This window comes from Paenibacillus phyllosphaerae, assembly GCF_014192105.1.
GTDB lineage: Bacteria > Bacillota > Bacilli > Paenibacillales > Paenibacillaceae > Paenibacillus_Z > Paenibacillus_Z phyllosphaerae.
In genome coordinates this window covers 842,898-855,770 of the sequence record NZ_JACHXK010000001.1, presented here as the reverse complement: position 1 = coordinate 855,770, position 12,873 = coordinate 842,898, and the positions used below count along the sequence as shown (strand labels likewise).

9 protein-coding genes are annotated in these 12,873 nt (G+C 55.7%); 8 read left to right on the top strand and 1 reads right to left on the bottom strand.

Features of this window, described 5'->3' with window-relative positions; all coding sequences use genetic code 11:
• Positions 1–18 precede the first annotated feature (18 nt).
• The 7 genes from sigI (at position 19) to FHS18_RS03460 (ending at position 7,778) form a co-directional block, all read left to right on the top strand.
• Positions 19–837 (top strand): RNA polymerase sigma factor SigI, encoded by an 819-nt coding sequence (gene sigI, locus FHS18_RS03490; RefSeq protein ID WP_425497307.1) that lies wholly within the window; start codon positions 19–21, stop codon positions 835–837.
• The gene (locus FHS18_RS03485) at positions 834–2,471 is read left to right on the top strand and encodes an anti-sigma-I factor RsgI family protein (RefSeq protein WP_183596988.1); all 1,638 of its coding nucleotides are present in this window, start codon (positions 834–836) and stop codon (positions 2,469–2,471) included. The genes sigI and FHS18_RS03485 overlap by 4 nt, the downstream gene beginning before the upstream one ends.
• 234 nt (positions 2,472–2,705) lie before the next feature.
• Positions 2,706–3,104: an ATP-binding protein gene (locus FHS18_RS03480; protein WP_183596986.1), complete on the top strand. Its 399-nt coding sequence runs from the start codon at positions 2,706–2,708 to the stop codon at positions 3,102–3,104.
• An 8-nt stretch (positions 3,105–3,112) separates the two neighbouring features.
• A complete protein-coding gene (locus tag FHS18_RS03475) occupies positions 3,113–4,486 on the top strand; it encodes an ATP-binding protein (RefSeq protein ID WP_183596984.1) in 1,374 nt (457 codons plus the stop codon).
• Positions 4,487–4,560: 74 nt separating this feature from the next.
• Positions 4,561–6,084, top strand: coding sequence for a leucyl aminopeptidase (locus tag FHS18_RS03470; protein ID WP_183596982.1), 1,524 nt, complete (start codon positions 4,561–4,563; stop codon positions 6,082–6,084).
• A gap of 186 nt (positions 6,085–6,270) precedes the next feature.
• Positions 6,271–7,293: a DUF3231 family protein gene (locus FHS18_RS03465; protein ID WP_246427411.1), complete on the top strand. Its 1,023-nt coding sequence runs from the start codon at positions 6,271–6,273 to the stop codon at positions 7,291–7,293.
• Between the two features lie 17 nt (positions 7,294–7,310).
• On the top strand, positions 7,311–7,778 hold the full coding sequence (locus FHS18_RS03460; RefSeq protein ID WP_183596980.1) for a hypothetical protein: 468 nt from the start codon (positions 7,311–7,313) through the stop codon (positions 7,776–7,778).
• A 490-nt stretch (positions 7,779–8,268) separates the two neighbouring features.
• On the opposite strand, the gene FHS18_RS03455 is transcribed toward FHS18_RS03460, so the two are convergent.
• Complete coding sequence (locus tag FHS18_RS03455) at positions 8,269–11,013, bottom strand: PAS domain-containing hybrid sensor histidine kinase/response regulator (RefSeq protein ID WP_183596978.1); 2,745 nt, start codon at positions 11,011–11,013, stop codon at positions 8,269–8,271.
• Positions 11,014–11,205: 192 nt separating this feature from the next.
• On the opposite strand from FHS18_RS03455, the gene glpK reads away from it, so the two are divergent.
• Entirely contained in the window at positions 11,206–12,702 is a 1,497-nt protein-coding gene (gene glpK / locus FHS18_RS03450; RefSeq protein WP_183596976.1) for a glycerol kinase GlpK, read from the top strand.
• Positions 12,703–12,873 lie beyond the last annotated feature (171 nt).

Genomic DNA, 12,873 nt, shown 5'->3' with positions numbered 1-12,873 from the left:
GAAAACTATGATCAAGAGGTGGAGCGGTTGCTACTCGTACTGTTTAAGCGATTTTTCGGCAAGCAGAGCAGGGGGGCGTCCGAATTCGGCTCACCTGAAGCATATGTAGCTCGCATTCATGCGGGTGAGGCTTCACGTGATCCATTCATCGCCTCCTATGAACCTTACATTGCAAAGGTGACAAGCAAGTTCTGCAAACGTTATGTGAACCCGGCTTGTGATGATGAATTCAGTGTGGCGCTAAGCGCATTCGACGAAGCTATTACCCAGTTCTCGCCTGAAGCGGGCCGATCCTTTCTCGGCTTCGCGGAGACGGTCATGCGTCGCAGGCTGATCGACTATGTCCGCAAGGAGCAACGGCATCTGCAAAGCGTGCCATACAGTTCCTTCGACACGACCGATGAGGACGAGCAAGTCATTAACCCGATTGAGCGGCAAGAAGCGTTAAGCCGCTATGGTCTGCAGCAGGAGGCGGATGCCAGAAGGCTGGAGATCGCGGAATATAACAACGGTTTGAAGCGTTACGACATCCAATTTACAGATTTGCCGGATTTGTCTCCGAAGCATGCCGATTCCAGGCTGCTGCTTGCGTCGATTGCGATGCAGCTGGTCGAGTCGGCTCCTTTATTCCTCTCCCTGGAGGAAAGCGGCAAGATGCCGATCAAGGAGCTGTGTGAGCTATGCGGCGTATCCCGCAAGACGATTGAACGTAACCGCAAATATATTATTGCCATCGCTTTGCTTTGGCAGGGGGATTACCCGTATCTTCAAAGTTATTTGCAACATCTTAGACCGCCAGCAATTACCCAGGATGCAAAGAGAGGAGGAAGCGCATGAATCGCGGCGTCATTATGGAAGTAGGGAAACGGTTTGCAGTCGTCATGACGCCTGATGGCGAGTTCCGGCGTATACGAGCGGCAGCCGATATGGCTGTAGGCGAAGAAATTCGTCTCGAAGACGTGACGGAAAGCCCGGGACGGGCCTTTGCACTCAAATGGAAGTTTAGTGCAGGGGCGGCGGCAGCTGCGGTCGTGCTGCTTCTTTGCGTCCCTTGGCTCACGAAATTCGGAAGCCCAGACCAGGCGGTGGCGGCTTATTTGACGATGGACATCAATCCGAGCATTGAGCTAGCCGTCGACAACGAGGAGAACGTACTCGGGTTGCTTCCGCTCAATCCGGACGCCAAGAAATTGGCGGAAGGTCTGACGTATAAAGGGCAGCCGGTCGAAGTGGTGGCGGCAAGCATAATGGAGCGCGTCGAGAATGCGCATTATTTTGACTCCGGCGATGGCGATGTCGTCATTACGAGCATTCTTGTCGGCCAGGGCGATGAGACGTACGAATCTGAGCTCACGGCTCATGTGCAGACCGCCGTTCAGGAGTCGCTTGCTTCCCACGACGAGAGCGGTACGCGCACCGTGCAGGTAACGACAGTCAGCGCGCCGGAAGAAGTCCGGGAAGTCGCGAAGAAGAGCGGCGTCTCGTCGGGCAAAATGGCTTATTATCTGCTGGCGAAGAGCGAAGGACATGATGTGGATCTGGAGGAGCTGCGCCATACCTCGATTCATAAGTCGGCAGCGGCGCTCGGCGGCGTGGATAAGGTAATCACGACCCAGCCGCAAGCTGAGCAAGGCAGCAGTAAGTCTACGACGCTCAAGTCCAAGCTCAAAGAACTGGCTGAGCAGGAGAAAGCGGCGCGCAAGCAACAAGCGAAGGAGCAAAAGGCGGTAAAGGCGCAAGACAAGAGCAAGACGCAGCCGGCAACGCCTTCAACGCCTTCAACGCCTGCCGCCGCAGGCAAAGGCGCAAGCGGCGAGGCAGCGAAACCTGCTGCCGCAACGGATCCCAAGCGCGGGGATACGAAGAAACCGCCGGCGAAGCAAGGGCAAGAGGATAAGACCAAGCAGAATAATGATCGCCAAAAAAGCAACCGTTCCGGGCAGGATGACAACGGGAAGCGGGATGACGGGCAGCAGGCTGGAAATTCCAGTACTACTGGCCGTCATGATGGCCGTTATACGTATGAGTCTAAGGAACAGGGGTCGGATAATCCGAGTTCCCAGCAAGGGAATCAAGGTAAAGACGACAAGGACGATGACTCGGACGATTCGAGCAAGAAGGAACAGAATAGCAGCAAACAATCGCAAAGCTCGTCGGGAACTCAAGCCTCCGGCAGTCAAAGCAATAGTTCGGGTTCCAAGTCCGCCGGTTCGACTGCCAATGGATCGAATTCGAACAGTTCCAAGTCGAATGGCTCGAAGTCCAATAGCGGGAAATCCACGTCCGAATCCGACGATGACGATGACCGGAACAACGAGGAGAAGCAAGCGCAACAGAAGGAGCAATCGAACGGAAACCAGTCGAAGAACAGCAGCGCGTCATCGAAGGGCAACAACCAGAAGAAGGATACTCAGAAGAACGATGATGGCGACGACGATTCGAAGAACAACGGAAGTTCCAGCCGGGACTAGCACGGGGAAAGCTCGGGCAATACAGCTGCAAGATATGCGCGTGGCAGGCTATGCCGCGCGCTGTCTTTGTTTACTGTTTTGTAGGAACGGCGGTATTCGACAATCTCTTCTGTTGCAATCGGGGAGCGCAATTACTATCATTATTTGTAAGCGCATCCTAAGAACGGGCAATAATCGTTGTCGGTTTTTCGAAAAAGGCTTTTATCCAAAAGCAAGAGCGGAGGCGATGGATTCGTGGAAATGTTGCATATTCGAGATTGGACGGATGCTATCCATGCCCGGCAGAGAGGCAGAGAACTTGCGGCTAAGCTGGGGTTTGGCTTGGTGGATCAGACGATCGTGGCATACACGATATCAGAACTGGCGCTCAAATTGATTCAGTTCCCGGAGAAAGGTCATATGGTGATTCGAAAGCTGCAGCGGAGCAAGGAGGAGTCCGACACCGGCATCGAGGTGCGGATGTACGAGCATTATCGCGGGAAGAGCCGATTGAATTCGTTTTGGGCAGAGCAGCTTGTCGATGATCTCGAATTGATTCTCGATCCTTCGCGCGGGAATGTGGTTTTATTTCGCAAATGGCGGCTCGGCCCCCTGCGTGTGGGTTCACCGATTTATGCGGCAGGAGAGGAGTAGAGCAAAGCATGTTAGCAATTCGAAAGCGCTATTTTCCAGCGCTTGCCGAATATGTACGAAGCGGAAGTGAGCAATCGCTCTACGAAGCAACGGAGATCGGCAAATGGCTGCAGGGCGTCCATCCGGAGGATATCATTGCGATTCATGAGGAATCGATGCAGATGCTCGTCGCCAATGTGGAATCGGAAGAGGCGCTGAAGCTTTACAGTCGATCGTTTATTTTCCTGATCGAGCTTATGGTGGCGTTTCGCTTCCGCGACCAACCGGAGCAGACACCGGAGCAGCGTTTCAGCGAGATGCGGGATATGCTGCTGAACTCCCATCGTTCCGTGCGAATGGTGAAGAACAAGTATGAGAACGTGCTGCAATACATGGACAGCGGCCTTGCGATCTTCGATCAGGACGGATTGCTCTCGTTCGTCAACCTGCAGATGGCCAAGCTGCTCGATATTCCGCGCAAGACGCTGATCGGCTGCAACTTGCTGGAGATTCTGAAGCATAAGCAGCTGCGCAAAGGAACGAAGCGCATCGTCTTGCGCGTTTACCAGGAGATGTTCCACCGCCGCAGCCGGTACATCGAATTCCAGGATGCGAACGGGCGGCATTTGCTCATCACGATTACATACGGCGATCAGCTCGACGGCGATTATTTGTTCAGCGTCAAGGACGTCTCCGAATACAAAATAATCGAACAGTCGGCTTATCAGAATGACAAGCTGGCGATGCTTGGCAAGATTGCCGCTTCGATCGCACACGAAATTCGCAACCCGCTCACATCGATCCGCGGTTTCATCCAGCTGCTGCGTCCGCACCTGATGCAGCTGGGCAAAGAAGAATACGCCCGTATTATCTTAACTGAGATTGATCGTGCCAATGACATCATCTATGAATTCCTCAACTCATCCAAGCCTTCGGCCCCTATGAAACAGAACGTGCATCTGCCGTCGCTCTTGCAGGAAGTCATCCTGCTGTTCGAGAGCGAGGCGCTCATGAAAGGCAGCGAGATTCAGCTCGAAGCCTATGACGAGGAGCTAATCGCTTCGATTGACGTCAAGCAAGTAAAGCAAGTGTTCCTGAATATGATGCGCAATGCGATGGAGGCGATCGAAGAACGCGGCATGGATATTCGCGGCCGCATCGATGTCGTCGCCAAGCGGGAAGGCATGCACGCCGAGATTACGGTGCGCGATAATGGCAAGGGGATGGACCATCTAACCAAGACCCGTCTATTCGATCCGTTCTTCACCACCAAAGCCGAAGGCACAGGACTTGGGCTTGCCGTCAGCTATCGCATCGTACGCAACCACGGCGGTTCGATCCGGGTGACCAGCAATTCCGGGGAAGGCACGGATTTCAAGATCTATTTGCCATTAGTCCAGTAAAAGATTAGAATCGGGTATGTCGGGACTACCCGATTTTTTGCATTTGCACGCCAGGAAAGCGAGGGTATTCATTCATGAGCCAAGTTCAATATACATATGGCATCGGAGATCGGAACGCAGCAGATTATGACGTCATCATTCGATTCGTCGACCGGGATGATCTGAAGGCAGAAGGCGCGGAGTGGATCCATCCGCAATTGGATGAGGCCGTCCGCCAGCATGCAGCCAGAGGGCTGTTCAAAGGAGAGCCGAACGAGACGCTCGTACTGCCCACGCTTGGATTGGTGCCGGCCAGCCATGCCGTGTACGTAGGCGTATCGCATAAAGCGGATACGGTGGATAGTCTGCGCGATGCGTCGGCTGCCGCGGCGAAAGCAGCGAGCAAACTGAAGGCCGTTGCCATCCAACAGCTTCTGCCGGATGCGGCAACGCTCGGATCGTCGACCTACACGCCGGAGCAAGCGGCGCAGGCGATGACGGAAGGGTATGCGCTGTCGTTGTACAAGCGTAATGCGCTGAAGAAGGAGAAGGCCAAGCAAACGGTGCAGGCGGTTGCGTTCATCCCGGGTGCCGCTGCTTCGGAGCAAGCTGCTGCCGGATGGGCCACGGGGATTCGCCGCGGCAGCGTATTCGCCAATGCCGTCAATTACGCGCGCGATCTGACGAATCAGCCGGGCAACAAGCTGTATCCCGAGCAGCTGGCGATGGACATTGAGGACACGTTCGCCGTTTATGATGACATCGAAGTCGAAGTGCTGGATGAGTTCACGGCGAAGGAACAGGGAATGGGCGGCTTGCTTGGCGTAGGCCAAGGCAGCGCGCATCCGCCGCGCATGATCGTCATCCACTATCGCGGCAATGAGGACGAGAAGGAAACGTGGGGCTTAATCGGCAAAGGGATTACGTTCGATACGGGCGGCATCTCGCTCAAGCGGGCGCCTGGCATGGAAGAGATGATCTCCGATATGGGCGGCGCGGCCGCCGTTATCGGCACGATGCGCATTCTCGCGGAACTGAAGCCGGCGATCAACGTTGTCGCGGTTATCCCTTCCGCGGAGAATATGCCGTCCGACCGGGCGTTCAAGCCGGGCGATGTCTTGACGATGATGAACGGCACGACGGTGGAAGTGGTGAACACGGATGCCGAAGGGCGTCTCGTGCTGGCTGACGGCCTGACGACGGCGATCCGCCGCGGAGCGACGAAGCTGATCGACGTGGCGACGCTGACCGGCGCGGTATTGGTATCGCTGGGCGATCTGGCGACCGGGGCTATCGGCAATGACGATCAGCTGCTTCAGAAGGTGATCCTCGCATCGAAGCAAGCCGGGGAGCGGGTATGGCCGTTGCCGAACTATCCGGAGTTCAGACGCCAGCTCGATTCGGATGCAGCGGACCTGAAGAACAAGGGAGCCAACTATGGCGCGGCAAGCATTGCCGGCTTGTTCATCGGCGCATTCGCCGAGGAGCGTCCATGGCTGCATCTGGATATCGCAGGTACCGCATGGCTCGAGCGCGCGCGCGGTTGGGAGCCGAAAGGCGGAACCGGCGTCATGGTACGGACGCTTGCCGAGCTGTTCTTGCGCGAGCAGAACGATTAATAGGAATCAGGGAACGGGCGCTAGTCTAGCAGCTGTTCCTCATGCTATTGCCGGGTCGGGCTGCCGACCCGGTTATTCGCGTTACGGACCATATTTCGTATCCTCTAAACTCCGTCTACTTCCCGATTATCTTTAATAAATTCGATCGCAGTGGAGAAAGCTATAATAACCGGATAACGATTCTACTTGCAAAGGGCGATCGCGTTGAAAATTAAAAAAAGTGTTCCGTTAATCGCCTCGGAGGTTGCCCCCTTATGGACAGGATATTTAGGCGACAGTATGGCCAATAGTGTCCTGCGGTATTTCCTAGCAACGGTGGAAGACCGCGAGGTCAAGACGGTGTTGAAATACGCGTGCTCGCTTACCGAAGAGCATATGGGATTCAAGGATCATTTATTTCAGAGAGAGAGCCTCATTCCGCCCCAAGCCTTCAGCGATCAGGATGTGAACGAGGCTGCGCCCAAGCTGTTCTCGGATACGTTGATGCTCCATTATTTGAAGCAGATGGGCACGGCGGGTATGGTCGCTTATGCATTAGCGCTTACCAGCGCGTCACGTGTGGATATCAGGGACTTTTTCAACCACAATCTGAAGACGGCCGCTGAGCTATCGGAGAAAGCGACAACCCTAATGCTGGAGAAGGGGATTTGGGTCAAGCCGCCTCATCTGACCCCGCCGCAATCGACCGAATGGGTGCATAAGGAGAGCTGGATTAACGGGCTGTTAGGCGACCGAAGACCGCTCAATGCCGTCGAGATTACGCATCTTTTCCTCAATGTGGCTTCGAACGCGCTCGGCAAGGCGATCATGATGGGTTTTGCGCAAGTAGCGGTTGCCCAGGACGTGAAGGATTTCGCCATCCGGGCGAGGGATATCTCGTCCAAGCACATCGAGGTATTCAGCAGCACCATTAAGGACGATGACCTGCCGGTGCCGACGACGCTGGAGGCGGAGGTGTTCGATTCCGTCGCTTCGCCGTTCTCCGATCGGCTGATCCTCTTCCATACGTTGTCGCTCGCGGCGACCGGGATCGGCAATTACGGCACGGCCGCCGCCGCAAGCCCGAGGAGAGATCTGGCGATTACGTATTTGCGGCTGATGGCCGAAGTCGGAACTTTCGCGGACGATGGGGCGGAATTGATGATAAAGAAGGGGTGGCTCGAGAAAATTCCGGGTGCCCTTGAGCGTGACGCGCTCATTCATTCTTAGCAGAGCAAGGTGTAACTATGGCCAAATCGATTCAAATTGAGAAAGCGTTATGGAGCATCGCATTACCGGGATTTGGCCAACTGCTGAATGGTAAATATATCAAGGGGATCGTCTTAATCGCCTCGGAAGTGCTCATCAATGTGAAGGCGCACTTGAATGAGATCATTATGCTTAGCTTCCTGGGCCGGATTGATGAAGCGGTCAGCACGACCAATTTCCAGTGGCTGTTGTTCTATCCTTGTTTCTATATGTTCGGCATCTGGGACGCTTACCGGGACGCGGGGAATGTGAACCGATTCGGTTTCTTGCCGCCCGTAACCGCCGCCTATTGCGCGACCGTAGGCGTCTTTTATGCCAACTGTCATCTATTCGGGGTCAAATGGGGGCCGGTCTGGCTCCCGATGATCAGCTGCTTCGTCGGTCTTGGCCTAGGACGGCTATTGATGGAGCTGCTGAACCGATCCATTCGCAGCGCCGAAGAGTGACTGGGTGCTTAGTCAGTCGTCGATGAACATGAATAAGGGCATAGACGGCTTTGAATTCAGCTGTCCTGCCCTGTTTTATGTATGGAGACATCGTGCGCCCGGATGCCTCGAATAGACGGTGATAGGCCTGAATTAGGCCGATTGCTCATCAGCGGCGACTGGCTTAATATCGTCCGGCTGATCGAATGGAACGCGATCCTCTTCGTAGTACATCGATTCATACCTCCTTTCCCATGCAACCTATTGTAGCCGGAAAACATTATCGCCCCGTTAACGAAATGTATCATTCACGTAAAAAATAGACCAAGCCTGGCGTTCGCCGGCGAATGCGAAAGGCCCTCATCCCGGGATGGGGGCTATGTCCAAATATAAGAATTTATAAGTTGCACGCATATAAGTCATCTTCTATTTCTCCGGAATGAAACGCGCCTACGCCATCAAAGACGGCGTTAGCCGTTTCACCTTGGATTCTCGTCCCGTAGGCCGATGTCTACAGGGCAGCAGGAGACCACTGCTTCAAGACGCGTTCAACCTCTTGGATCAGGATGGGCTTCTCGATAAAATCCTGCATGCCCGCCGCCATGCATCTGGCGCGGTCTTCCGGCCGGACAAAGGCGGTGACGGCAATGATGGCAGGGCCGTTGCCAGGACCGTAGAGCTGATTCATCGCCTCGGCTGCCTCATAACCATTCCTCACCGGCATCTGCAGGTCCATAAAGACGATGTCATAGTGCTTGCCGCCGGCGGCCCGGAGGGCTGCAGCTCCATTGTCCGCGGTATCCGGCGTGTAGCCGAGCTTAGTCAGCATCGCGGACAGCAGCTGTCGATTGACCGGATGATCGTTTACCACCAGCAGGCGAAGCGGGCCATACTGAGCGGCGTTGGAGGCAGAGATTCGCACAAGCTGGCTTTCCGCGGTTGCCGGGGCGAGGGAGACCGCGCCATGCGGTTCCGCGTCAGCCAATCCCATTGCCGCCGGCAGGCGGAATGGCAGCGTAACGGTGAAGGCGGAACCTTCGTCTGCTTCGCTGCGGACTTGGATGGTGCCGCCCATCAGCTCGGCAAGTTTCTTGCATATGGCAAGCCCGAGCCCGGTCCCGCCATACTTGCGGTTCATCATCGGGTGCAGCTGGGTGAACGACTGGAAGAGCAGCGGCTGCTTCTCGAGCGGAATCCCGATCCCTGTATCCCGTACGTTAAATCCGAGCACCAGTTGGTCCGCTTCCGGTCCGGCCATCAATAGTTGCAAGGAGAGGCAGACATGGCCGCGCTCGGTAAACTTGATCGCGTTGCTGATGAGGTTGGTGAGCACCTGCCGCAGCTTGCCTTCGTCACCGGTTACGGTTGGCGGTACGGCGTCGCCAATCTCCCAGTTAAGCGTAATCTGTTTGCCCTCAGCACGGCTCTGGAACAACGATATGATACTGTCGAGCAAGGCAGGCAGATGGAAGACATCCTCAGCGAGCTCCATCATGCCGGCTTCAATCTTGCTGAAATCGAGCACTTCGCTGACGATACGCAGCAATGCCTCGCTGCTGGCCAGGATCGTGTCCGTGTAGTTGCGCTGTTCTTCGGTCAGTTCCGTGTCGGTGAGCAGGTCCGCCATTCCGATAATGCCGTTCATCGGCGTGCGAATCTCATGGCTCATGACGGCGAGGAAGTCCGATTTGGCCTGATCGGCGCGTTCCGCCGATTCCTTCGCGAGTATAATCTCATGCTCGCTCGTCATGTCGCGGAAGACCAGAACAGCTCCCATGAGCTGGTCCTTATCCATCATCGGGGAGACGACATACTCGGCGAGGAAGCTCGAGCCATCCTTCCGCCATAGCACGCCATCTTTGCCGCGACAGGTCCGGCCGGCTTTCATCGCCTGCGCAATCACTTCCTGCACGGCGGACAAGGTCGCGCTGCCGGAATATCCGCAAGACATCGACAGAAGATAGGGCTGACCGATGAGCTCCGCCGGATCGAAGCCGATCAGCTCGGCAGCGCTTGGATTCATGAACATGGTGTTGCCGTCGGTATCCAGTCCGATGATGCCTTCGGAAACGGCGTTGAGGATGAGGGTATACTCTCGGCTCAGCTTCTCGACCTGTTCCATATACCGTTTGCGTTCCGTAATGTCGTTCGATATGCCGAATACGCCAACGACCTCATTGTCTACGATGATCGGGACATTGGTGGAGTTGATCTCGACCAGATGGCCGTCTTTATGGGTAATCGTCAAGTCGTAGCTCTGCGGATAGCCTTGCTTCGCCAGATCGAAATTGCGCAGCGTCTTGGGCAGATCCTTAGGTACGACGATCGGCCCCCAATACATGCCGATCAATTCATCCAGACTGTAGCCGGTCAGCTTCTCCAGATTCGGATTGGCTGTCAAATAATTGCCGTCCAGGCTCATCGAGTAGACGGCGGCCGGATTATGGTCGAACAATGACTTATAACGCTGTTCGCTTTCCTGCAGTAGCTTGTCGGCGCGGATCCGCTTGGTTATATCGCGCGAGACCGCAATTATTTCGCTTACCTCGCCTTGCTCATCATAGGTATAACGGCTGCTGGATTCGAGCCACACGTAGTCGCCGGACTTGTTCCGGAAGCGGAAGATAACCCGGCTGCCGTCACAATGTTTGATATCGCTGAGGAACTGCCGCACATGGTCCAAATCATCGGGATGCACGAGCGCGATGGCGCTCCGTCCGACCATTTCCTCCGGCTCGAAACCGAAGAAATCCCGGCAACTCGGCGAGGAATACACCATTGTGGCCTCCTCATCGGCGGTATGAACGCTAATCCAATCGAGCGACAAATCCGAGATGACCCCGTGCTTCTGCTGGCTTGTGCGGAACGCTTCTTGGAGTTTGCGCTGCTCGGTAATATCGGTGGCTACGACGAGATACGCATCCGCCCCTGCATCAGGCGTGGCAAGCGGGGTCAACTGGAACGATACCCATATCTCCGTACCATCCTGACGAATGAAGTGGCGTTCGATCTCGCAGGGGTCAACGGCACAGGGAACCTCTTGCGACGGGAGTTCGAAGGCAAGCAGCGGCTCGCCGCTATCGAAAGCAGATCCAGCCGATCTGCACAGATCTTCTTCCTTGCAGCCCAGCAGCTGGCACAACGCTTCATTCGCCTGGCCGAAGCTGCGGTTATTCGCATGATAGACACCGATACCGAAGGGGGCGCGATGATAGGCTTGCCGGAATAACAGGGAGTCATCGAACGTAGGGTTCATGGCGTCCTCCTTGGGATTTTACATTAACTTACTTTATCGATGAACATTAGAGCTAAAGCCAGTATACAGTAGGCACGGCACTTTTGGCAGTAAGGGCGAACCTTCCGGCATAGGAAAAAACGACTGTTCTCGCCGGCTTCCTCCGCTATAATGGAGGCAGGCAGAATTGTACCCGTGAAGGAGGCACGCAAGATGGAATCTACAACCTATATGTTGGCGATTGATCAGGGAACGACCAGTTCGCGGGCGATCGTATTCGATAAGAACGGTAAGATCGCCGGATCGGCGCAGCAGGAGATCCAGCAATATTATCCGCAACCGGGCTGGGTGGAGCATAACGCGAACGAAATCTGGGTTTCGGTGCTCAGCGTCATGGCCGGAGCGCTGTCGAACGCCGGGATTGGGCCGGAGCAGATCGCGGCGATCGGCATCACGAACCAGCGCGAGACGGCGGTCGTCTGGGACCGCCATACCGGCAAGCCGATCTATAACGCAATCGTATGGCAGTCGCGCCAGACGAGCGGAATCTGCGAAGAACTGCGTGCCCAAGGGCATGAGGAGCTATTCCGGCAAAAGACGGGACTGCTGATCGATCCTTATTTTTCGGGAACGAAAATCAAGTGGATGCTCGATCATGTGGAAGGCGCGCGGGAGAAGGCCGACAAGGGCGACCTGCTGTTCGGCACGATCGATTCCTGGCTCGTATGGAAAATGACGGGCGGCGCCGTTCATGTAACGGACTACTCCAATGCGTCGCGGACGCTGATCTATAACATCCATGAGCTGCGCTGGGACGAGGAGTTGCTCCGGATCCTGGATATTCCGGCAGTTATGCTGCCTGAAGTTCGCTCCTCATCCGAGATCTACGGCATGATCGTGGATCATCATTTCTTCGGGCATGAAGTGCCCATCGCAGGCATAGCCGGCGACCAGCAGGCCGCCTTGTTCGGTCAGGCATGCTTCGAGACCGGGATGGCGAAGAATACGTACGGCACCGGCTGTTTCATGCTCATGAATACCGGCACACAGCTTATTACCTCCAAACACGGGCTGTTAACAACCATTGCTTGGGGAATTGACGGAAAAGTCGAATACGCGCTGGAAGGAAGCGTATTCGTGGCTGGAGCTGCACTGCAATGGCTGCGCGATGGACTGCGGATGCTGAAGTCGGCCGCGGACAGCGAGCAATATGCAAGCCGGGTGACGTCGGCGGAAGGCGTGTACGTGGTGCCGGCGTTCGTAGGGCTCGGCACCCCGTATTGGGACAGCGACGTGCGCGGGGCGGTCTTCGGCCTGACGCGAGGGACGACGAAGGAGCATTTTGTAAGGGCAACGCTGGAGGCGCTGGCCTACCAGAGCCGCGATGTGCTCGATGTGATGAAAACGGATTCGGGCCTTGCGCTGAAGTCGCTGCGCGTCGACGGCGGCGCTGTGCGCAACGAGATTCTGATGCAGTTCCAGAGCGACATTCTTGGCGCCGAAGTTCAGCGGCCTGCCGTGCTCGAGACGACGGCGATCGGCGCGGCTTATCTCGCGGGCCTTGCGGTCGGCTATTGGTCCGACCGGCAGGAGATCGCGGCCATTTGGAAGGCGGAGCAGCTGTATGCGCCATCCATGCCGGAGCAGGAGCGGGATGCTCTCTATACCGGCTGGCAGAAGGCGGTTCGCGCGGCGATGGCGTTCAAATAAAAAATTCGCAAGAACTTTACTGGGAATGACAAGCAGGGTAATGGTAAGATAAAGGAGTCATTGGTTTGCGTTCATAGATTGGAACGCAGCATTGACTTAGGGTCATTGGTTTGCGTTCACGATAGGAACGCAGCATTGACTTAGGGTCATTGGTTTGCGTTCACGATAGGA